At 42.5% G+C, this 23,061-nt stretch carries 20 protein-coding genes and 5 tRNA genes; 7 read left to right on the top strand and 18 right to left on the bottom strand.

The genetic code is table 11. From position 1 onward, the window contains the following. Positions 1 to 163: 163 nt before the first annotated feature. From GQS54_RS19060 to GQS54_RS19070, 3 genes are all read right to left on the bottom strand, one after another. Positions 164 to 1,567, bottom strand: coding sequence for an MBL fold metallo-hydrolase (locus GQS54_RS19060; RefSeq protein WP_166425517.1), 1,404 nt, complete (start codon positions 1,565 to 1,567; stop codon positions 164 to 166). Between the two features lie 404 nt (positions 1,568 to 1,971). Then, a complete protein-coding gene (locus GQS54_RS19065; RefSeq protein ID WP_166425518.1) occupies positions 1,972 to 2,250 on the bottom strand; it encodes a hypothetical protein in 279 nt (92 codons plus the stop codon). Next, complete coding sequence (locus GQS54_RS19070) at positions 2,247 to 3,890, bottom strand: response regulator (protein WP_166425519.1); 1,644 nt, start codon at positions 3,888 to 3,890, stop codon at positions 2,247 to 2,249. Before GQS54_RS19070 ends, GQS54_RS19065 begins: the two co-directional genes overlap by 4 nt. Before the next feature lie 319 nt (positions 3,891 to 4,209). Between GQS54_RS19070 and GQS54_RS19075 the strand changes: the two genes are divergently transcribed. The 4 genes from GQS54_RS19075 to GQS54_RS19090 all read left to right on the top strand — a co-directional run bounded on the left by GQS54_RS19075 (position 4,210) and on the right by GQS54_RS19090 (position 8,179). Then, entirely contained in the window at positions 4,210 to 5,355 is a 1,146-nt protein-coding gene (locus GQS54_RS19075) for an FAD-dependent oxidoreductase (protein ID WP_166425520.1), read from the top strand. A gap of 67 nt (positions 5,356 to 5,422) precedes the next feature. Beyond that, complete coding sequence (locus tag GQS54_RS19080) at positions 5,423 to 7,321, top strand: DUF885 domain-containing protein (RefSeq protein WP_166425521.1); 1,899 nt, start codon at positions 5,423 to 5,425, stop codon at positions 7,319 to 7,321. A gap of 40 nt (positions 7,322 to 7,361) precedes the next feature. Then, positions 7,362 to 7,541 (top strand): hypothetical protein, encoded by a 180-nt coding sequence (locus GQS54_RS19085; protein ID WP_166425522.1) that lies wholly within the window; start codon positions 7,362 to 7,364, stop codon positions 7,539 to 7,541. A 68-nt stretch (positions 7,542 to 7,609) separates the two neighbouring features. Continuing rightward, positions 7,610 to 8,179 (top strand): NAD(P)H-dependent oxidoreductase, encoded by a 570-nt coding sequence (locus tag GQS54_RS19090; RefSeq protein ID WP_166425523.1) that lies wholly within the window; start codon positions 7,610 to 7,612, stop codon positions 8,177 to 8,179. 95 nt (positions 8,180 to 8,274) lie between these two features. Here the strand turns inward: GQS54_RS19090 and GQS54_RS19095 are convergent, their stop codons facing one another. The 15 genes from GQS54_RS19095 to lolB all read right to left on the bottom strand — a co-directional run bounded on the left by GQS54_RS19095 (position 8,275) and on the right by lolB (position 19,533). Then, a complete protein-coding gene (locus tag GQS54_RS19095) occupies positions 8,275 to 9,687 on the bottom strand; it encodes an alanine/glycine:cation symporter family protein (RefSeq protein ID WP_166425524.1) in 1,413 nt (470 codons plus the stop codon). Between the two features lie 175 nt (positions 9,688 to 9,862). Beyond that, positions 9,863 to 9,937, bottom strand: a tRNA-Gln gene (locus GQS54_RS19100). 36 nt (positions 9,938 to 9,973) lie between these two features. Next, positions 9,974 to 10,048: transfer RNA gene (locus GQS54_RS19105), tRNA-Gln, on the bottom strand. A 4-nt stretch (positions 10,049 to 10,052) separates the two neighbouring features. After that, positions 10,053 to 10,137 (bottom strand) — tRNA-Leu (locus tag GQS54_RS19110). Between the two features lie 47 nt (positions 10,138 to 10,184). Next, positions 10,185 to 10,261, bottom strand: a tRNA-Met gene (locus GQS54_RS19115). Between the two features lie 472 nt (positions 10,262 to 10,733). Continuing rightward, entirely contained in the window at positions 10,734 to 11,177 is a 444-nt protein-coding gene (locus tag GQS54_RS19120) for a hypothetical protein (RefSeq protein WP_166425525.1), read from the bottom strand. A gap of 367 nt (positions 11,178 to 11,544) precedes the next feature. Then, positions 11,545 to 12,792, bottom strand: a complete 1,248-nt coding sequence (locus tag GQS54_RS19125) for an ABC transporter substrate-binding protein (RefSeq protein ID WP_346766592.1) — start codon at positions 12,790 to 12,792, stop codon at positions 11,545 to 11,547. A gap of 257 nt (positions 12,793 to 13,049) precedes the next feature. Then, positions 13,050 to 14,141, bottom strand: a complete 1,092-nt coding sequence (gene ychF, locus GQS54_RS19130; protein ID WP_166425526.1) for a redox-regulated ATPase YchF — start codon at positions 14,139 to 14,141, stop codon at positions 13,050 to 13,052. Between the two features lie 45 nt (positions 14,142 to 14,186). Continuing rightward, positions 14,187 to 14,771, bottom strand: a complete 585-nt coding sequence (gene pth / locus GQS54_RS19135) for an aminoacyl-tRNA hydrolase (protein WP_166425527.1) — start codon at positions 14,769 to 14,771, stop codon at positions 14,187 to 14,189. Positions 14,772 to 14,776: 5 nt separating this feature from the next. Beyond that, positions 14,777 to 15,421 carry a 50S ribosomal protein L25/general stress protein Ctc gene (locus tag GQS54_RS19140; RefSeq protein WP_166425528.1) on the bottom strand — a complete coding sequence of 215 codons (645 nt, stop codon included), beginning with the start codon at positions 15,419 to 15,421 and terminating at the stop codon, positions 14,777 to 14,779. A gap of 284 nt (positions 15,422 to 15,705) precedes the next feature. Further along, positions 15,706 to 16,782 (bottom strand): mechanosensitive ion channel family protein, encoded by a 1,077-nt coding sequence (locus GQS54_RS19145; RefSeq protein ID WP_166425529.1) that lies wholly within the window; start codon positions 16,780 to 16,782, stop codon positions 15,706 to 15,708. 126 nt (positions 16,783 to 16,908) lie between these two features. Next, positions 16,909 to 17,856 carry a ribose-phosphate pyrophosphokinase gene (locus GQS54_RS19150; RefSeq protein WP_158770336.1) on the bottom strand — a complete coding sequence of 316 codons (948 nt, stop codon included), beginning with the start codon at positions 17,854 to 17,856 and terminating at the stop codon, positions 16,909 to 16,911. A 30-nt stretch (positions 17,857 to 17,886) separates the two neighbouring features. Then, positions 17,887 to 17,961 (bottom strand) — tRNA-Gln (locus tag GQS54_RS19155). Between the two features lie 55 nt (positions 17,962 to 18,016). Next, on the bottom strand, positions 18,017 to 18,877 hold the full coding sequence (ispE, locus tag GQS54_RS19160) for a 4-(cytidine 5'-diphospho)-2-C-methyl-D-erythritol kinase (protein WP_166425530.1): 861 nt from the start codon (positions 18,875 to 18,877) through the stop codon (positions 18,017 to 18,019). Further along, entirely contained in the window at positions 18,862 to 19,533 is a 672-nt protein-coding gene (gene lolB / locus GQS54_RS19165) for a lipoprotein insertase outer membrane protein LolB (protein ID WP_240920010.1), read from the bottom strand. The genes ispE and lolB overlap by 16 nt, the downstream gene beginning before the upstream one ends. A gap of 73 nt (positions 19,534 to 19,606) precedes the next feature. Here lolB and hemA point away from each other — a divergent pair, with 73 nt between their 5' ends. The 3 genes from hemA to prmC all read left to right on the top strand — a co-directional run bounded on the left by hemA (position 19,607) and on the right by prmC (position 22,937). Beyond that, positions 19,607 to 20,878 (top strand): glutamyl-tRNA reductase, encoded by a 1,272-nt coding sequence (gene hemA / locus GQS54_RS19170; RefSeq protein ID WP_166425531.1) that lies wholly within the window; start codon positions 19,607 to 19,609, stop codon positions 20,876 to 20,878. An 89-nt stretch (positions 20,879 to 20,967) separates the two neighbouring features. Further along, positions 20,968 to 22,056 carry a peptide chain release factor 1 gene (gene prfA / locus GQS54_RS19175; protein ID WP_166425532.1) on the top strand — a complete coding sequence of 363 codons (1,089 nt, stop codon included), beginning with the start codon at positions 20,968 to 20,970 and terminating at the stop codon, positions 22,054 to 22,056. Positions 22,057 to 22,061: 5 nt separating this feature from the next. Next, positions 22,062 to 22,937 carry a peptide chain release factor N(5)-glutamine methyltransferase gene (prmC, locus tag GQS54_RS19180; RefSeq protein ID WP_166425533.1) on the top strand — a complete coding sequence of 292 codons (876 nt, stop codon included), beginning with the start codon at positions 22,062 to 22,064 and terminating at the stop codon, positions 22,935 to 22,937. The last annotated feature ends 124 nt before the right edge of the window (positions 22,938 to 23,061 follow it).

Genomic DNA, 23,061 nt, shown 5'->3' on the forward strand with positions numbered 1-23,061 from the left:
AGCGAGTTGGCCAAAGTTAACGAGTGACAGTATTTTGCAGCCTTTGATAAAGTCAGCTGAATTTGTAATATATCCCTTAGCTTTTCCGATTTCGCTAGCCACTGAAACTGTTGTTGCCTAAGTCCTCTAACTTCTCTAACCCCTAAATCAGACTTAACCATCGTTAAAAAACTAAACTTTGGCCAAGGCTTGGGATGACGACTCTGATGTTTTTATCGGTCCATAATTTTTGCGCTAATGCCTCTTGAGCTTTGGGTTCACCATGGACTAAAACAACTTTGGGTGAATTTTCAAAATGAGCAACCCACTCAATTAGTTCACTTTGTCCAGCATGGGCCGAAAATCCGCCAAGGGTTTCGATCTGCGCTTTGACTACATAATCATCACCAAATAGTTTTAAGTGCTGTAGCCCATCTACGAGTAGGCGGCCCAATGTGCCGTTTGCTTGGTAACCACAAAAAATAATGCTGTTGCGTGCATCCCAAATACGCTGTTTAAAATGGTGGCGTATTCGCCCTCCGGTACACATACCACTACCGGCAATAATCAGCGCGCCTTTTTTCATTTTATTAATCATCATGGATTCGTCTGGTGTCACAGATAAAAATAACCGAGGTATGAAATCTTTTAAAATGGATTGTGCATGAGGACTTGCTTGTTCAATTTCATCTATATCGAGTGCGCTAAACCAATGGTCGTAAACCTTTGTGACCTCAATTGCCATAGGGCTGTCGAGAATAACCTGCCAATTGTCTAATAAACCTTGCTGGTGTAGTTGACCCAAGTAAAACAATATCTCTTGGGTACGTCCCACCGCAAAAGCTGGGATCATGATATTCCCACCGCGTTCTGCTGTATTGCGTAAAATTGTTTTAAGCTCAGATACCGTATTGTCGATAGATTTGTGATTGCGATCACCATAGGTGCTTTCCATCAATACAATGTCAGCCTTAGTCAGTATGGTAGGGTCTTTCATCAATACTGCACTTTTGTTGCCTAGGTCGCCGGAAAATACTAGTTTTTTCTGCTCGTCTCTTTCTTCAAAACTGAGCTCGACAATGGCAGAACCGAGAATATGGCCTGCGTCATGCAAACAAACGTTTGCATTGTCTGCTATGGTAAATGCCTTGTTGTAGGTTTGAGGTTCACACTGTGTTAGTACCTGCATAACATCTTCTTCAGAGTATTCTGGTTCAACTAAGGGTTTACCTTTACGTGCTAGTCGGCGATTTTCACGGGCTAAATCTCCCATGTAGATACTGACCGAGTCTTTCAGCATGACCACCAATAATTCAGCCGTCTCTGACGTACAGTATATAGGTCCAGTAAAGCCGTCATGGACTAGTTTGGGTAACATACCGCTATGGTCGAGGTGGGCATGAGATAAAATCACTGCGCCAATGGACGCGGGATTAAAAGGGAAGCCTTTATCACCTATACGCTCAATAGAGTTGCCTCCTTGATGCATACCACAATCTAGTAAAAGTTTACCGAAACTAGCGGACTCAACTAAGTGACAAGACCCCGTTACTTCTTGTGCCGCACCCCAAAAATAGATAATAGCCATGGTGATCCCTTTTTAAATGAGAAAATTGTTTATATTGCCTATCTATAATGTAGCTCGCTTAACGTTAAATACTTTGTTGTGGATCTAGTTTCAGCGATTTTCTTTGATGATCGAACGTTGCAGGGGGAAAGTTGAAACTTGCGGGGTGAACACTGTTAAGGCTAAACGTTTTTAAAGCAATTGCTTATTCACAGGTCTATATAGCTAGCGTGTTAGAGCACAAAAAAGGGCAAAAAAAGCGTCTAACCAGAAAAGGAAGGCTATTTTTTATATAGACTATATGCATAGACGGCGGATAAATTAAGTCGAATGCCCAATGACGGGTTATTCATTGGAGAACGAGTCAGCTCGAGATGAAATTAGAACTGACTATCAATATTACGAGCGTTTTATCACGCCTACTTTTATTCTTTTTTCTCGCCGATGGCTTTGTCTTGACCTTTACAGATGGTGTCGTAGCCGTCTCGATAGTAGCGTAAATTTACGCAGGCTTCTTCGTAGCGCTTTTTAGCGGTTAGGGCTTGTTGTGGGTATTGTTTATTACCCATGGTTTTTCGCCATTCTGTGCATTGCTGTTCTTGGCGTTTAACCTCAAGAATATCCTCACAAGGCTTTTGTTGACTAACGCAGCCTGTAAGACTGGTGACGATAAGTGTGCTTGCAATCAGTAACTGTATTTTCATGCTACCTCTACATATTTACCGAGATCACTTTTAAGTGATTCGAATTTTTGTTGGTGAGATTCAAGCATAACCATGTTTTTTAAATGACGATACATCTGTTTTAAGGTATTAATCGCACGGGTTTCTGGTTTTTTCATTTGAGCGATGATTTTCAGATTACATTGCAATATATTAAGTGCGGTACCCGTATGCACTGGGGCAACTTTTTGCGCTTCAGCAAAGGCGCCATGGGCCTCTTGAAAACGCCCACTGTTATAATGCTCCGTCCCCAGTTTATTGAAGCTTTGGTATAGTCCCTTTCGCTGGGCAACTTTTTCAATACTGCATTTTAATGATAACAGAGTACTTTCATCCAAGTGTTTGCCGCTCATGACCAGTTTTTGACTAAGGCTATCAGCGTCGTCGTACTCGCCTAAATCTAACAGTACCTTGATAGAATCAGGAGCAAAAGCGGTTGGATACTCCTCGAAACGGATTGCTATCTGTTGTTGGCATTCGCTTAATATGCGCTTAGCTTCTAATAAACGTCCGTCTAAGACACTGATACGGGCGGTCAAAATATTCTCATAAATACCGTAGTCAAAGTCTTCATCAATTCTTGCTAACGCCTCATCATGGCGGTAGCGTGCAATAGCTGTCAGCATTTCGTGCTGATATTTACTGCGGATATGCTTATCAGTGCAGTTTTCGGCTGCGTCCAAAATACTCCGAAAGTAATTACATAAATGCGAAATATCCCGATGAATCGATTTCTTGGACTGTTCCCATACATCAAGACTTCGCAACTTGACCATCTCGTAGTTTTGATTTTGTCTGGCAATTTTGCAAGCGGCTAACTGACGCTCAACAGAAAAAGGCGCAAGGGATATTGCCTTTTCAATTGCGCAGAGTGCATCAGCGTAATTCTGCTGTTTTAGGTTGCATTGGGCTATAATATCGTATGCTTCAAATAGTAATGGATTACGCGATAGCACTTCTTCAGCAAGTGTAATTGCGTCGTCATATTGCTGAAGATTCATCTCCGTTTTTGCGAGTGCGATACCCACCCAAGTATGAGGGTTTTGCGCTAATAGCGGCGTCAACATGTGCTTAGCTTGTACATGTTCACCTGCTTTCCAATAAAGTTCAGCGAGCAATCGACAGCAGCTTTTGGTATATCGGGTGCCCGACATGATGGCTTGTCGACAAGCAGCTATCGCCCCTGTGGTATCATTTTTTTGCATGGCGTGATAAATAGAACTCAGCGTAACGCGTTTCTGATACGCTTTAGATAAGCGTAAATTGAGTTGTGCTTGCGAGAAGGGTTTAATCAAGTAGTCGTCTGGCTGCTTTTCAACACTGCCGAATACCACCGGGCGTTCGGAGTCTGCACTAACGACGGCAAATACCGTTTCTGGCTTAACGAGATTTTTTTGCCTGGCTTCTTCTAAGAACTGATAACCGTTCTTTTTACCTGAACCTAAATGTAGGTCACAGATAATAATATCGAATTTTTCTTTTTTGCACGCAGCGAGAGCTGAATCCGCGTTTTGTACAGCTACAACGGATTGTGCGCCCATATTGTTTATTACCCCACGAAGTAATGTTAAAAAGGGCCGCTGGTCGTCTACGATTAATACGCGTTTGTCAGAATAATTCATGATCTATGTACCTTTAGTGTCCGTTACATAAGGTGCTTGTGTGCTGTGCTTGTCGCAAAGTAATACCATGTAAATTGTCATTGGTTAAAATTTTAATCTTTAATGGCTGCATGTATAAGATACAGAGAATTTGTTGAGCTTAGTTATAGGATCTTATCCTTAAGTATAAGTTTTGTATTCGGATTGGCTCAAATGGTCAGTTGGATGTTACTGTGAAAAACAGGATCTGTGATAATCTAAATAGCGGCTAAATTAGCTAAAATATTTTTAATTTTTTATGACAACCTCATTGGAAAATCTAATGATAAGAGAAGGTTAGGTGTTTGATTTTTGTATAGTTGGCGGAGGCATGATAGGTGCTGCAACTGCACTTGGTTTAGCTAAAAAAGGCTTTTCTATTGCCCTAATAGAGACACATATGCCTAAAGCGTTTGAACCTAGTGATGAGCCAGACATTCGTGTATCAGCAATTAGTGTGACTTCTCAAGCGTTACTTGATTCGCTTGGTGCATGGCAGCACATAGAGCAAATGCGTACCTGCAGTTATGGGCGCTTGTCTGTATGGGAGCGACCAGATTGTCGCACCGATTTTGTTAGCGACGATATCAACGCACCACGTCTTGGCTATATTATCGAGAATCGAGTATTACAATTAGGCTTACATCAGGCGTTAGCCGACTTTACTAATGTAACCTGGTTTTGTGACAGCTCGGTAAAAGAGATAATTCCTGGTGATAAACCGGTAGTACATCTGATGGATAAACGTGTGCTGAACTGCCGTTGGTTGATTGGTGCAGACGGCTTGCATTCACAAGTACGCGAAGCTGCCTGTATCGGCACGCAAGGATGGCAATATCGTCAACAAGCCTTTGCGATTCAAATTATTACCCATGCTCCCCAGCAAGATATCACTTGGCAACAATTCATACCAACTGGACCCGTTGCATTTCTTCCCATGTATTCGCAGTTTGCATCCTTGGTGTGGTACAACACGAGTGACAATATCAAGCGCCTAAAAACATTACAGCCAGCCGCGCTCAAAGAAGAAATAATAAAGGCGTTTCCGGATGAATTGGTAGAGTTTGATGTGTTAAAAACAGCTCATTTCCCCCTGATGAGAATGCACGCCAATCAATATGTGAAAGAGCATGTGGTACTTATTGGGGATGCAGCACATGCCATTAACCCACTCGCTGGTCAAGGTGTTAATCTAGGATTTAAAGATGTAGCGGCGCTACTCGATTGTATTGCTGAAGAATTGCCACAGAATACAGATTTATTACGCTATGAGTCTAACAGGCGCAAAGATAATTTATTGATGATGAGTGCGATGGATGTGATTTACGGCACTTTCAAACAGCAAAATCCATTATTTAAAGCGATACGAAATGTAGGGTTTAAACTTGCTAATCACGGCGGCGTCGTTAAACAACAAGTGATGAAGTACGCTATGGGTCTTAACTAATAGCGATAATATTACCCCCCGTTAATATAAAAAACAGCCATTTATTCGGTAACTTAGGAAAATTATAATGATAAAAAATCTGATTGTTCCATTCGCGTTAACTGCTTTGGTTTGCGCCTGTTCTGTGCAACAAGAACAAAGCTCGCTTGCAAAGCGGGACGTCAGTGCCGAGGAAATTAAAAATACCAAAAACGCAGTTAGTTTACAGCAGAATAAAGTCGAACTTAATGCCTTAGTGAAACAAGAAACACTTACATTTATGCATTATGAACCGCTGCTGGCTACTGCTTTAGGTGTATCTGAAACAATAGCAGGGAAGGGTTATAACACCCGCTTTACTGATTTCTCGCCGACAGGAATGCGCAAGTTTCAACAAGACATGAGTGATGCCTCCCAAGCCGTATCTAAAGTGAACGATGATGGCTTTTCTGTGGATGAAAAACGCCACCAACAAATAGTAACCGATATATTACGTTATTATACTGGCTTTCCTGAGTTTCATGGGGGCTACATCGATACCTGGGCGGGGCATTTGCCCTATATTATCAATCAATTATCTGGCCCATTAATAGATGTGCCTAAGGTGATGCAAGTCCAGCAATCTGTGTCAACTGTAGCGCAAGCACAAGATTATATTACTCGCTTACAGCATTTTGACTTTTTAGTCGCTGGCGTGCTTGAAACCTTTAATTCAGACCGATTGAACGGTGTGCAATTACCCCAAAAGTTATACCCCAAAACATTAGATTATTTCACTAATTTCCTTGCTAGTCCGATTGAAGAGCATGCGCTTGTCACGTCGTTTTCTAAAAGATTGGCCCTGACCAATATAAGTGACGAGCAACAACGTGAGTTAGTCACTCAAGCCCAGCTAGCTATGAAAAATGTGGTTTATCCAGCCTATCGAACAGTCAAAAACACTTTGCTTGCTAGCCAAGCAAGTGCGCCTAAGGGAGATGGAGTTTGGGCTCAACCTAATGGCGATGCGATGTATCTGCATGAAGTGCGTTATTTGGGCGATTCAAATATGACACCAGATGATATTCATCAGTTGGGCTTAGATGAAGTCACGCGTATCAGTAAAGAAATGGATACTATATTACAAGCCCAAGGTTATGAAGACGGTAGTGTAGGTGAGCGGATGGTTGCGTTAGCCGAGCAACCAGAATTTTTATATCAAGACAGCGACGAAGGGCGAGAGCAATTACTAGAGGACTTAAACGGCCAAATTGCCGCTATTATGGCCCACACAGATATGTACTACGGCACGTTACCTACTCAAAAGGTAGAAGTTAACCGCATTCCTAAGGTAACTGAAGCCGGTGAGGCTGGAGGCTACTATTCTCCGCCGTCACTAGATGGGGAACGACCTGGCATTTTTTGGATCAACCTTAGAGATATGTCCGCAGTACCGAGTTTCTCGTTAAAAACGCTTACTTATCATGAAGCCGTGCCTGGTCACCATTTTCAAATTGCCCTAAATATGGCGCAACAAGATATTGGTTTGCTCCGACAAAACGCGCCTTTTAATGCCTATGTTGAAGGCTGGGCGCTATATTCTGAGCTGGTCGCCAAAGAAATGGGCATGTACGAGGGCGACCCCTTTGGTGATTTAGGGCGATTGCAGGCTGAATTATACCGGGCGGTGCGCTTAGTGGTGGACACTGGCTTGCACCGTAAGAAGTGGACGCGAGAAAAAGCAATTGAGTATTTTCACCAGACAACGGGTACCGGTATGACAGATGTTATTGCAGAAGTTGAACGCTATATGGCACTCCCAGGGCAAGCCCTAGGATATAAATTGGGTATGTTGCAGTTTGTAGAACTTCGTCGTATGGCCGAAAAAGAACTGGGTAGTGAGTTTGATCTTAAACGCTTTCATGACCTATTGCTTTTACCCGGTGCTCGCCCCATGTCAGTAGTCAGGAGCGACGTAAAGCGCTGGATTGCTAATAACGGCATTTAGACGAGGTAGAGCATTATCAATCCACTACTAGGAGGCACTTTTGACGGTTTTAATTATATTAGGCGTACTTTTGGTCGCCTTATTGGTCGTTGTACCTTTACTTGAGCGTTCAAGTTTTAGGATATCGAGCGAACAAACAGCAAAAATGAGTCGCTGGATACTGCCGCTGTTGGTGGTAATGGTAGTGGTACAACTGATTATGCATTTCACTTCGAATTGAGCACGCTTCGCTGGTGAAGGCTAGCAAAGCTGTTTTTTAATAGGTTGTATAAACTAAACGGAAATACTATGTCATCAAAAATACTGTTTTTAGCGGGAAGTGCGCGCAAAGACTCTTTAAACAAAAAATTGGCGAAAGCAGCTTACGAACTTGCCGTGGAGCAGGGGGCAAATGCGACCTTTGTGGATTTGAAAGACTACCCTATGCCATTATATGACGGTGATGATGAAACTGCGCGCGGTTTACCTGAAAATGCCATTAAACTAAAATCTCTTTTTATCGAGCACTCTGGTTTATTTATCGCATCTCCTGAATACAATAGTTCGTTTTCTGCACTACTAAAAAACACGCTAGATTGGATTTCACGGCCACATACTGACAAAGAGCGCCCTTTATCTGCTTTTAGAGATAAAGTCGCAGCCTTGGCTGCTACATCGCCAGGCGCTTTAGGTGGATTGCGTGGATTAGTGCCCCTACGAATGTTACTAAGTAATATCCAGGTAATGGTCGTACCAGAACAAATCGCAATTGGTGGCGGGATGTCGGCGTTTGATGAACAAGGTAACTTGACGGACGAGAAACAGCGTCAAGCTCTTGGATTAGTTGTTGCGCGGCTTATTTCTGAAACATCAAATTAGTCAACGCTACCTGACGTTACATGTGTATTAAAGCCGCTGACATCAGCGGCTTTATTGTTTAAACGAATCAACCTAGATTAGTCCAAAAGAAATTTTTACTTACGTTGATCCCAAATACCTTTTTCACTTTCCCCTTGGATCTCGCAATCACCGGTTTGGTATTCAATTGTTTTGCCACTTTTATGCTTCGCAAAATAATCTTTGGAGATAGCAACAATCGTCGGTGTCAACATACCAATAGCAATGATGTTAATGACCGTCATCAATCCTAACGCCATATCAGCTGCCGCCCAGACCTCGGGTAACGCTGCCATTGAACCCCATAAAATCATCGCCAGATAGCCAGCGGTATAACAACCCCTACCGATCTTATTATCGAGTTTGAACATGTGTAAGTTACTTTCACCGTATGCGTAGTTGGCTACCACTGACGTAAAAGCAAATAAACTTATTGCGGCTGCTACAAACTCTGTACCTCCACCAAAATGACTGCTCATGGCATTTTGAGTTAGACGAATACCTTCCATTTGGTCGCTAGAAGACCCGCCTGCAAGTAAAATAACAAATGCCGTACAGGTACAAAGGATCATTGTATCAATAAACACCCCAAGCATTTGCACATAACCTTGTGATACGGGATGGTTCGGATTCGGCGTGGCACTCGCCGCAGCATGCGGCACGCTACCAGAGCCTGCTTCGTTAGAATATAAACCGCGTTGTACGCCGTTTTTAAATGCAGCACCTAAAGCGCCGGCCCCAGCCTCTTGCAAGCCAAATGCTGATTTAAATATATCTGCCAACATGGCGGGCACTAAATCTATGTTCATGACTGTAATAAACAGAGTAACAGCGATATAGCCTACAGCCATAAAGGGCACAACCCATTCGGCAAATCGTGCAATTGCGCGCAAGCCGCCGACGACTATCAGGGCAGCCAAAATAATAATAACTAGACCGGAATGTAGCGTAGGGATATCGTAAGCAAATTTAAGGGCGTCAGTGATGGTATTGGCTTGTACCGCACTGAAGATAAAGCCGTACCCTAGAAACAAGAACAGTGCAAATGTAACGGCTAACCAGCGATTATTTAGCCCTTGTTGAATATAGTACGCTGGGCCGCCCCGATATTCGCCGTTATCATCGCGTACCTTATATAATTGGCCAAGCACACTTTCGGCAAAGCCCGTAGCCATACCTAATAATGCAATAACCCACATCCAAAATACCGCACCTGCACCCCCTAAAGAGATAGCCACCGCTACACCTGCTAAGTTACCAGTGCCTACTCGAGCGGATAAACTCGTGCAAAGTGCTTGAAAGGAACTAATGCCTGCTTTATCGCTTTTATTGCTGCCTTTCATCACCCCAAACATATGGCTGAAATGACGTATCTGTATAAAGTTAAGCTTAACGGTAAACCACACACCTGCAATAATAAGCAAGTAAATTAAAACTTGGCCTTCACCCCACAACACATTATTAATAAAATTGACGATCTCAGAAATCAAAAGGTGGTCCGCAGTCTTTTAAGGTTATTGGGCAAAGTGTGCCGTGTAATGGCATGTGTGTCTAGGTTGAAGGCAGGCTAAAAAGCAATTTTCAGAAAATTAACTGCAGAAACGAAAAAAGCCAGACTTGCGTCTGGCTTTTTAAGCATAAATGTGTGAAATACATCACTATATATGGCTGGGATAGCTGGATTCGAACCAACGAATGACGGGATCAAAACCCGTTGCCTTACCACTTGGCGATATCCCAATAAAACAGATATCAACAATCTATTCATTGAAAAAATGGCTGGGATAGCTGGATTCGAACCAACGAATGACGGGATCAAAACCCGTTGCCTTACCACTTGGCGATATCCCAAACATGGTGCGGAAGGAGAGACTCGAACTCTCACGCCGTGAAGCACTGGAACCTAAATCCAGCGTGTCTACCAATTCCACCACTCCCGCACATTTTTCTCCCCTGCTTCTCTAAACATATTTAGTCAAACAGGAAATGGTGGCTACAGCGGGATTCGAACCTGCGACCCCATCATTATGAGTGATGTGCTCTAACCAACTGAGCTATGTAGCCATTCCTTCACTCCCTCTCGGAAGTGGCGCGTATTATGCTGATATGCCTTTTAGTCGTCAACCGTTTTTTTAAGATAAAATGATCGTTTGCTCGCATAATAAACAGTTGGTGTTAATTTAACCTATGTATGGCCAAAAAATAACATGCTTAGTTTGTTTTTTGCCCGCATCTTTTGTTTGTTGGCAAATACGGTTGTGCTTATTCTTACTTAAAGGGGATTTCTTTGGTCGATTTAGAGGGGGCATTCAACATCCAAACAGGTTTATTGAGATTAAATGTAAATAAACTCCGTTCGAATTAAGAAAAGCCCTATTAATCAAAAAAACCATCAAATTTCACGTTAGTTAATAATATTTATGTGATGTTCTATATTTTTATCTATTAATGGGGATCGAATAAAGCGTTTCGTCAGCAAAGTTTCGTATTAAGCGTAAAATGGCTTCTCATCATAACCGCGCTTTTAGTCTTTCGGTTAGGCAACAACACGTAAACCGATGGTAAAAAAATAGAAACCATTTTCATCAAAATTATCATTCGACTCTCGCCACAGCCATAATCCCAGCGCCGGTATTTCGTAGGTATAGCCACCATCTGAAGTGACGGCTGTCTTCCCTGTGATGCTCTCCAAGGTAGCTAACGCGCTTTTGGCTGGCAAACTCAATATGGATTCGCCCAATAGAGTCACGTCGTATAGCTCGCTATAAGCAAACTCAATGGATTCGACAAGTGGAGGTTGTCCTTGATACGAAATATGTAAATCATTTCGAAAAAGTGCGTCGCTAGCCTGTTCACGTTCAGGGTGTTTTTTAATAGCCTTATAGGGCTGATTTAATTCGCTTAACAAGATACTTCTGGGTTTATGCAGTTTAATTTGCTCGCAGCCAATTAGGGGGTGTATATCAAAAACAGGTTTCATGTTGATTCTTCAATAGGATTAAATAGGTTAGGGGGCCCGTAAGCAAAGTGTAAAGTTTGTGGCTAAACCCGTAAAGATATTCATGTTCGAAATATCGCTGGGAAAAATATTACTGGTAAAAGCATCCTGACGAAAGATAAGTGCATGCAAGCCTGTAATAGCAACAAAGGTAGCCTGTGCTTACAATTATTCAATCTATCAATAGTGAGTCAATAAACAGCCGACAATGAATAACCGTTATAAGATTCTGTTATAGGGTCTTCAGCATAGGGCCGTTTAAGATTAATTATTTAGCTGCCTCGTCCTACTAGCAACGTTATCTAAGGTTCGGATTTGCTTGCTCAAGTTACTCAATGTTGAAATCTACTTAGTGTTGAACCAAGTCGTCAGCAAAGGCTTGTAAACGTATTTTTTCTAAATTGAGAGCGGTAAGTTCAACATCCGCATTGCTTAAAAACGCAGATAAGATTTTCACCCCTTCAATTGACATGAGTTCAGCAGTGTCGCGATCAAAATATTGGGCTAAACCGTTGTCATTTGCTTTCATTTCAATATTTAAATACGATTCGTAGAATGAATTTTTCTTAGCCTGATTATGAGGTGCAATATAACCTAATTCATTATTTAGACTTTCTTGGATATCAGCACGACCAACAAAAGTTAAAAATACCTTCGCTGCCGCTTTATGTTGTGCATTCTTGGGCATAACAAAAATTTCAATGGGCGTTTCTTCATAAAGCGGTATGTTCGGATTAATTTCTGGGAAGCGAAAGAATGCTATATCATCACTGCTTTTATCAGCGATGTGTTGTTCTGCAAAGTTACCTAGCAACGTCATACCAGCAATATCTCGATAAATATACGGCAGAACTTCCGTCCAGTTTTTATCGTTCATTGTCGGAATGAAATAACGTAAATCGATTAGTTGCTTCCATTTATACAAAACGTTGCTTACCCGCGTATCGGTGTAAGGTATATGACCTTTCATTAACTGCTGATGAAAGGCTAGGCCATTAATACGCAAGTTAAGGTAATCAAACCAAGAAGCCGCGGGCCATTTACCCTTACCACCGACCACAATGGGTGTTACACCAGATGCCTTTAATTTTTCGCAGACGGATATAAACTCCATCCATGTTTGAGGTACTGTGATACCAAGCTGAGAAAATAGTGACTTTTTGTAGTAAAAGCCCCACTGATAGTAGGAATAAGGTAAGCCATAAAAATGTTCATCTTGGCGAATGATGGCTTGTATACCTTTAGGAAAATGTTCCTGCCATCGTTGTGCTTGCCACAGTTCATCGAGTGGCTCTAATAAGCCCTGAGCGGCAATTTGATTTAATCGCAACCCTGCTTGCCAATACAACACATCTAATCCTTTGATTTGGGTTAACCAGTTTTGAATAGAGCGTTTGTAGTGTGTGTCGTTTTGTATCACATACTTTATCTGGATATCTGGATGTTCTTTCTCAAATTGCATGGCGAGATGCTCATACGCCATTCGCTGGCCTTTACTTGCTACAAGAACGCCTACATTCACGGTCTCTTGTGCGCAGGTCGTAAGCGAAAAGAAAATAGATGAGGCTAGAATGCTAATAACAAATAATACACGCACGTCGTTTGAACCAAAGTTGTAATGTCTTTATCAATCTGACTGACTAAAAATCTGCAAATGGGAATAATAAAGCGCACAAGTAGTCTCGCAAGCATAGCCCACACACTATTTTTTTCATTAACTCTTTAGTCGTGAAACATTGGCTTACTACGAATGGTTGTGAGTTAAGTCTGTAATATGTAATAAGGTAAATTATAGGCATAAAAAAACAGAGCTAAGAAGCTCTGTTTTTTTAAATTTCTAGTAGAGCGCGAAAGCTAAACATTGAAGCGGAAATGAATTACATCACCGTCTTTGACGATATATTCTTTGCCTTCAAGACGCCATTTACCCGCATCTTTTGCGCCTTGTTCACCATTAAAGGCGACAAAATTTTCGTAACCAATTACTTCAGCTCGAATAAACCCTTTTTCAAAATCAGTATGGATGATACCAGCAGTTTGTGGGGCTGTAGAACCGATAGGGAAGGTCCAAGCTCGCACTTCTTGTACACCAGCAGTGAAATATGTATTTAGATTTAGCAAGTTGTAGCCGCTACGAATAACGCGATTCAAGCCTGGCTCTTCAATACCCATTTCAGCCATGAATTCTGCACGTTCGTCGTCTTCTAGCTCACCTATTTCAGATTCCATTTCAGCGCACACTGCTACCACGACTGCGTCTTCACTTTCTGCAATAGCACGGACTTTATCTAAGTAGGGGTTATTCTCAAAGCCATCTTCATTTACGTTAGCAATGTACATAGTGGGCTTTAAGGTAAGGAAGTTCATATAGCTAATCGCTTTTAGCTCTTCTTTTTCAAGTTCCACAGCACGTAATAAAATGCCTTCATCTAAATGTGGCTTAATTTTTTCAAGCACCTTTAATTCGAATTTAGCATCTGAATCGCCACCTTTGGCACGTTTTGCTACGCGTAAAAGGGCTTTTTCGGTGGTCTCTAAATCGGCTAGCGCTAATTCTGTATTGATAATATCGATATCATCTTGAGGGTCAATTTTACCCGCAACGTGAACTATATTGTCGTTATCGAAACAGCGTACAACATGACCAATAGCGTCAGTTTCACGAATGTTAGCTAAAAATTTATTACCTAAACCTTCACCTTTAGATGCCCCTTCAACTAATCCTGCAATATCCACAAATTCCATTGTGGTAGGCAAAATCCGCTTTGGATTAACAATAGCAGCTAGCTTGTCTAAACGAGGATCGGGAACGGGCACAACACCTGTATTCGGCTCGATCGTGCAAAACGGAAAGTTAGCGGCTTCGATACCGGCTTTGGTCAAAGCATTGAAAAGAGTTGATTTACCAACGTTTGGTAATCCCACTATGCCGCATTTAAAACCCATTTTTAGATCCTCTTAATCTTTAGTTTCAGCAGTGACTGCTGATGCTTATTCTGCTTTGAATGAATGCAGCCGATTCATGGCTTTTTTCATATCATCTTTAATTAGTATTTCGACACAACGGATCGCTTCATCTATGGCAGCGTCCATTTGTTCTTGCTCTATTGCTGGGGCTTTTCCTAGTACATATCCAGTAACTTTACCTTTATGACCAGGATGGCCTATGCCTACGCGCAAACGATAAAAATCTTTATTATTTCCCAAGCTTGAAACTATATCGCGAATACCATTTTGGCTTGAACTGCCGCCTAATTTAAATTTGGCGATACCAGGTGGTAAATCGAGTTCATCGTAAGCCACTAAAATAGATTCAGGGGGAATGCGATAGAATCCTGCGAGTGCAGCAACCGCTTGACCACTTTTATTCATATATGTGGTGGGAATAAGTAAACGTATGTCTTGGCCATCAATCGTCATACGACCAGTAAAACCAAAAAATTTACTTTGTAAACTCAGGGTGCAATTGTGCATACGGGCTAGGCTTTCAACTAACCATGTGCCAGCATTGTGACGGGTATTTTTATATTCGGGGCCTGGATTACCCAGACCCACGATTAGTTGAATGTTAGACAATCAACTTATTCCTCAGTAGGAGCTTCTTCACCATCAGTGGCGGCTTCTTCTGATTCAACACTTGGACCTTTAGTCGTTTTAACTGTAACTACAGCTAAATCGTGATCTTCGCCTTTAGCAAGGTCAACTGAAGTAACGCCTGCAGGAAGAACAAGATCTGACAAGTGAAGTGTTTGACCAAGCTCAACTGCAGCTACGTCAACTTCAATGAATTCAGGTAAGTCAGCTGGTAAACAGCTAATTTCTACGTCAACCATGTGGTGCTCAGCGTGGCCACCTAATGTTTTAATAGATTCTGCTTTTTCTTCGTTTATGAAGTGTAAAGGCACGTTTGTTTGAAGCGCTTGCTTAGCATCAACACGTAAGAAATCCAAGTGAGTTACACGAGGTTTAAACGGGTGACGTTGCATATCTTTTATAACCGCTTCAACTTTTTTTCCATCAATGTTCAATGTTAGAACGTGAGAGTAAAAAGCTTCAAATTCTTGCGCTTGGAAAACTTTGTTATGAGACAAAGTTAAAGAAACGGCTTCTTTACCTAGGCCGTATAGTACAGCGGGTACTTTGTCGTCGTGACGTAGGCGGCGGCTCGCACCTTTCCCTAAATCAGTACGGACTTCTGCGTCTAGTGTGAAAATTCCATCAGACATGGGGTAACTCCAATAAGTAAGTAATTAAGTGTAGATTTCTGCGACCAAAATCTACTATGTTCGCTAAATTGACTCGCCAGTAAGGCCAGAAAACCTGCAGCCCTATAAAAAGGGCGGCGAATATTACCATTGGCATGGGCGGTTAACAAGAAAGATCTCCGCTGTTTATCAGTACTTTGTTTATCAGTACTTTGTTTATCAGTGCTCTTTGTACAAGTGCTGTACGGCTGAAGCATCACCTTTCGTAACGCTCGGCTTAACATAGTCCCTAAAGATACCCTTTTCTATGTCTCAATTTTTTGGTGGTGTGGCTGCTCCTGATCGGTGTTGATTGCCCTAATAGGATAAGGAATAACAATACCTTCTTGACGAAAACGCTGATGCAATGCCTTGATAAAGGCCGATTTAATAAAGAACCGATTAAAATATTCCTCGGCTCGTAGCATTACAGTGAAGTTAATGCTTGAACTGTCGAAGGTGTGAAAAACCACAAATGTTTCGTAATTATCAACTCCCCATTTGTGGCTGTGCAAGATTTCTCTGGCCACTTCCAGCGTCACACGCTCTACGTGTTCTAAGTCAGAATCGTAGTGAACACCTACATCTATTGGCACCGACAGTTCCTTTTCCGGATAGTAATAATTGATGATTTTAGATTGAGACAACATGCTGTTTGGCATGACAACGATATTGTTTGGCAGCATCTTTATCCATGTAGAACGCCACCCAATTCTATCTACAAAACCTTGTTCGCCGGAGTCAAGTTCAACAAAATCGCCCACGCGGATCGGTTTGTCGATGATCAGTTGAACGCCGGAAAAGAAATTTTCTAAAGTGGGTTGCAAGGCTAGTGCTACAGCGAGAGAGGTAATACCTAATGATGCCACTATGGGGGTAATCGAAATACCGAGTGTCCCTAAAATTACCAAACCGCCAATACCAATAATAAGGATTTTGCTGGCACCCCTGATAATACTTTGGCTATTGAGCAATGCTTCAGAGGTATCGGCATAACTCACTAATAGTTGATTGCAGAATCGCTCAGCAAAGACTAACAACGCAATAATGATCCCAATTTGTGCAGTGATATCGACTTGCTTATAAAATTGAGATGATATTAGTTTGTACTCCACTAACAAATATTGCAGCAGGTAAATATTAATCACCAGAATAAAAATACTCAGGGGTTTGCTCAGTGAATTGAACAGTATACTGGTGATATGGCGACCTTCACTGCGCTTTATTCTTTGTAATTGCACCAAGATAAGGCGCTTTATTAGATACATAGTCAGTACGCTGATGCTTACTGAACCACCAACAACCAGCCACGGGTAAGGGATTAATTGCCATACATCTTCCATAGACATTCCTTGAACGGGTGAAGGTAATGCAGTACCGCAAGTTATGTACCAATCAGATCAGAGTGAGCCAGAAAACAGGCACAAAAAAGCCGCTGTAAAAGCGGCTTAACCAGCAGACATTAATACTTAGTATTCAAACATTGCCGAGATAGATTCTTCGTTGCTAACGCGGCGAATTGCCTCTGCTAACATATTTGATAGGGTCAACTGCTTAACCTTATCCAGGGCCTTAATTTCAGGGCTAAGTGGAATGCTATCAGTGATAATAATTTCGTCGATGACAGAATCACGAAGGTTTTGTGCAGCGTTACCTGAGAAAATAGCATGCGTTGCATAGGCGTACACTTTTTTCGCGCCGTGAGCTTTTAAAGCTTCAGCAGCTTTGGCAAGGGTGCCACCAGTATCGATCATATCATCAACTATGATGCAGTCGCGATCTTGTACGTCACCAATAATATGCATAACTTGAGCAACGTTCGCTTTAGGACGACGTTTATCGATAATAGCTAAGTCCGTGTCGTTAAGCAGTTTTGCCACAGCACGAGCACGCACAACGCCACCAATATCAGGTGACACGATAACAGGGTTTTCAATATTGCGACGACGCATGTCATCAAGCAATATGGGCGTACCGAATGCATTGTCTACTGGTACGTCGAAGAAACCTTGAATTTGTTCTGCGTGTAAATCAATTGTCAATACGCGGTCAACGCCTACGTTTGATAAGAAATCTGCAACCACTTTAGCCGTTATAGGAACACGAGCAGAGCGTACACGACGATCTTGGCGAGCATAGCCGAAATACGGAATAACAGCCGTGATACGACCCGCCGATGCACGACGAAATGCATCAATCATGACAATCAATTCCATTAAGTTGTCATTCGTAGGAGCACAAGTGGATTGGATAATAAATACGTCTGAGCCGCGCACATTTTCATGAATTTCTACGCTGATCTCCCCGTCGCTAAAGCGCCCGACACTGGCGTGGCCAAGTTTGGTATACAGCCTATCGGCTACTTTCTGTGCAAGTTCAGGTACTGCATTTCCAGCGAAAAGCTTCATGTCTGGCACGTTAAATTCCTCAGTGCGTAAAAGTGAAAATGGCTGGGATAGCTGGATTCGAACCAACGAATGACGGGATCAAAACCCGTTGCCTTACCACTTGGCGATATCCCAAAAATACTGCGTATAGCTATAACCTTTCGCCGCGTAATTACGCTTCTTACATGTGCTAACGAATGCGACCGAGTTGTGCTAATTTTTCATGCACAGGAGAGACATTAACTCCCTTGGCAATAAAACCTGAACAACCTGAGGGCAAGTTAGCTAGCACATTTTTAGCTTCTTGGTTACTGGTAAAGACCGAAAATAAACAAGCACCTGTGCCTGTCATTCTTGACGGCGCGTATTCTAACAACCAGCGTAATGTATTTGCAACATTCTCAAAGCGATTACAGACTAATTGTTGACAGTCATTGTGTGTACGGTCAAATTCATACTCATGCCAAGAAATACGCGGCGTGTTTCTTGGCAAATCAGGATCCGTGAATATCTCAGCGGTAGAGACATGGCATTCAGGGAAAACCACTAAATAATGCTGTTGCGTCAGTTTGACCGGGGTTAATTGTTCACCGACCCCTTCAGCAAAGGCTGTATTGCCCATAACAAAAACAGGCACATCAGCGCCCAATTCTAACGCTAGTTTAGCTAATTCTGTCAGGCTTAGGTTACATTGCCACATATAATTTAAGGCTATTAGTGTCGTAGCTGCATTCGATGAACCTCCACCGATCCCGCCGCCCATAGGTAAGTTCTTGCGTAACCTAATTTCGCAGCCCTGAGTGGTTGTCGTTTGCTTTTGCAATAATTGCGCGGCTCTCACAATCAAATTTTGCTCGTTAGGCACGCCATCGATTGGGGTTAGCAAGACAATATCGGGATGCTCGGTAACATGAAATGTCAGCTCATCGCCTTTATCTAATAGCTGAAATAAACTTTGTAAGCGGTGATATCCATTTGGATAGCGACCGTTGATATGCAAAAAAAGATTAAGTTTAGCGGGGCTTGGCCACCAATCTATTGTTTGGTCCATTGATTTACTCTAATCAGTATTTTGTTCCCAAGGGAGGGATTATCTAAGGTAATGTTATGTGGTAACCAAACATCGCCAAGTTGACGATAATCACTATAGCTAATCAACCAGCCAGTGCAATTATCACAATGAGGAATAAGCTGGCTCACGACGCCGCTTTGTGCATATATGGCCTGGTCTGTTGGCCCTGCTAGGCCTTTAATCCAAAAAGGAAATTGAGACACAGGAATTTGCCAACCGGTAATACGCCAAATTAAGTGACTCGCGTCGGTATCTTGATAGTGCTCATCATCAGCGTCTAGTTCAACTGAGTCATTATCGCCGTGCATGGACAAGATATTAATGCCTAACATGGTATTAAGCGAAAGATGATAACTGTCTTCTATTTGCTGCCAGTTTAAATTGGCACTAAATTTTTCGTCAGCGCTTTTAAATGCCATACGGCCTTTGAGTTTCCACTGCTGAATGTGACTCAATTTGACTTGATGGGCTTTGCTATTAACCTGAATATTACTAGGCGGGCGAGTGGCGCAAGCGTTAAGTAGGATCGTAATAAGAATAACTAATACGAAATGTAAATTTGAACGGACACTCACAGGCACCATACTCATAAAATGAAAGTCGCTATAGGAACATAGATGGCAGGGTGCTTTCAATAGTTTTACCTTTTGCGTACAATGCGCCCCAGATCTGGCCTTAACACTGTTTAATGAAAAAGCTGTAATCCGCATGACCTTAATTGCCTTCGGGATTAACCATAAAACTGCGCCAGTTGAATTGCGCGAAAAAGTCGCGTTTTCCCCGGACTCCATGGTCGAAGCCTTAAAATCTTTGGCTCAACTGACAGGCGCTTATGAATCTGTGATTGTATCTACATGCAATCGAACAGAGATATACGCGCAAGCTAAAAATTTGACCAGAGATAATTTGAGTCAATGGCTGGCAAAATTTCATAACGCCGATGCCGACGAATTAGCTGCAAACAGTTATGTGCATCATCAACAAGACGCCGTCAAACATATTATGCGTGTTGCAAGCGGTTTAGATTCATTAATACTCGGTGAGCCGCAAATTTTAGGGCAAGTAAAACAAGCGTTTGTTAGTGCTAAAGATTCAGGCGTGATAAAAAGCGAGTTTGAACGCTTGTTTCAGCAGACATTTTCAGTGGCGAAACGGGTACGCAGTGAAACTGAGATAGGCTCTAACGCGGTATCAGTCGCTTATGCATCAGTGCAGTTGGCCAAACATATTTTTTCATCACTGAAAAAAAGTAATGTACTGTTGATTGGCGCGGGTGAAACCATTGAACTTGTGGCGAAGCACTTGCACGATCAAGGCGTTGAAAAGCTTAGCGTGGCAAATCGAACGCTCGCTCGAGCTGAAGCTATCGCTAAACCTTTAGGGGCGTCGACGTTAACCTTGACGCAAATTCCACATCACTTGAAAGACGCAGATATAGTGATCAGTTCTACCGCTAGCCAATTACCTATTTTGGGCAAGGGTTTAGTTGAACGAGCCTTAAAAGACAGACGCCACAAGCCTATGTTTTTGGTAGATTTAGCGGTACCGCGGGATATCGAGGCGGAAGTGGGCGATTTAGACGATGCTTATCTTTATACGGTGGACGATTTACAACACATTGTTGAGAAAAATATTGAGTCCCGTCAGCACGCTGCGTTACAAGCTGAGCAGATGATTGATGAACAAGCAGCACAATATTTGCTGTGGTGCCAGGGGCAGTCTTCAATTGACGTACTGCGTGATTTTCGCCAACAAAGCGAAAGCCAACGAGATACGTTAATATCCAGAGCGCTAAATCAGTTAGCGGATGGCAAAGATGCCGAACAAGTGATTAAAGAATTGGCGAATAAATTAACGAATTCGTTGATACATGCGCCAACCAAAGCGTTAAAGCAAGCTGCAATGCAGCAAGATAATAAAAATATGAGTCTATTGATGGATGCGTTAGGGTTAGCGCGCGCGAACGACTCGTCGAAGTAACTTCATTTACACCTTTTTACTCGGTGCGAACCGGCGGGTTGTTAACCAATAGGTAATATAACCAAGTAAAGGTGCTTAGCAGGAATCACATGAAACAATCAGTTCAAGGTAAATTAGAATCGTTAACCGAACGCTTTGAAGAGGTGCAGGTTTTAGTTAGTCAGCCTGAAATTATTGCCGATCAAAATAAATATCGTGCATTGACCAAAGAGTATTCTCAACTCGAAGGTGTGGTTAAGTGCTTTGCAGAATATCAGGGGGCGAAAGCCGACTTTGAGTCAGCCCAAGAAATGATGCAAGAAAGCGATCCTGAGATGCGCGAAATGGCGCAAGAAGAATATAAAACGTCGAAGTTGGCTATAGAACAATTTGAAGATGAACTTCAAATCTTGTTACTACCTAAAGATCCGAATGATGAAAGTAACTGTTTTATCGAAATTCGGGCAGGGGCGGGCGGTGATGAAGCCGCCATTTTTGCTGGCGATTTGTTCCGTATGTACAGTCGTTATGCCGAATCACGTCGTTGGAAAGTTGAAGTGGTTACCATGAATGATGGGGATCACGGTGGTTATAAAGAAATCATAGCCAATGTTATCGGTGATGGCTCTTACGGTGTGCTTAAGTTTGAATCTGGCGGACATCGCGTTCAACGTGTACCTGAAACTGAGTCTCAAGGACGTATTCATACATCAGCTTGTACTGTGGTAGTGATGCCTGAGGTACCTGAGTCTGAAGCGATTGAAGTGAATAAAGCGGATCTTAAAATTGATACGTTTCGCGCTTCAGGAGCCGGTGGACAGCACGTTAATAAAACCGATTCTGCCATTCGTATCACGCACGTGCCATCAGGCATTGTTGTGGAGTGCCAAGATGAACGCTCTCAACATAAAAACCGTGCGAAAGCGATGGCTGTATTGCAGTCACGATTAAACAAACTTGAAGAAGATAAACGCCAAGCAGAAGAAACATCCACTAGGCGTAATTTGGTGGCCAGTGGCGATCGTTCTGAGCGTATACGGACTTATAATTTTCCTCAGGGTCGGGTAACTGATCATCGTATCAATTTAACGTTATATCGTCTTGATGATGTTATTGCCGGTGATTTAGATGCGGTACTTGAGCCGATTCGTCAGGAACACCAAGCTGACTTGTTAGCATCATTGTCTGACGAAGGCTAGGTACTATGGGCACTCACTCTCGTGCTCCTAGTGCTTGTAGTGCTCACTGTATCGCCGAGCAATTGGTGATAGCCAAAGCCCAATTACGGGCGTTTGACAGTGCTGGAATCGATAGCCGCTTATTGATGTGCCATGTTTTACATTGCGAGCCAGTGTATTTAATGACGTGGCCTGAAAAAGAATTAACCGAGGCGCAGTTGGGCGCCTTGGGACAATTAATAGCTAAACGCAAAGCCGGTCACCCCATTGCTTATCTTATTGGCTATCGAGATTTCTGGAGTCTGCGCTTACAGGTATCCCCAGCGACATTAATTCCCCGCCCTGAAACTGAATTATTGGTTGAAACGGTATTGGCGTTATCGTTGCCCCAACATGCGACGGTGCTTGATTTAGGCACAGGTACTGGGGCTATTGCGTTAGCCCTCGCAAGTGAAAAGCCCGAATGGCAGATCACCGGTATTGATAAAAGCACTGAGGCGGTAGCCCTTGCAAAACAAAATGCGCAACTGAACAACCTGCCGCAAGTTAGCTTTAAGCAAAGTGATTGGTTTTCAAATATAGCAAATGAAACATTCTCGCTGATTGTCAGTAATCCACCCTATGTAGAAGATGACAGTATTTATTTAAGACAGGGTGATGTGCGTTTTGAACCCGCCAGTGCGCTAACATCAGGGCCGGATGGCTTAAACGATATTCGCTTAATTATTGCAAAGACCCAAACCTATTTAGCCAAAGAAGGTTGGCTTGTTTTTGAACATGGTTATCAACAAGCGCCGGGGATCCAAGCGTTATTCACTAAACATGGTTTTGAGCAAATACATTCGGTAAACGATTTAAATGGCCATCCTCGTATCACATTGGGTCGTTATCCGGCTCTATAAGCCTTTTTAACACCGCACTTTTCCTTATCGGATATTGCAACTAATTGAAAAGCGTACTATTTTGAAAGCGCATTTAGATGTACAACGATATCAAGTTAAAATCGCAGAGGCGAAGGGAAGAGAT

The organism is Paraglaciecola sp. 20A4, assembly GCF_011378905.1.
Lineage (GTDB): Bacteria > Pseudomonadota > Gammaproteobacteria > Enterobacterales > Alteromonadaceae > Paraglaciecola.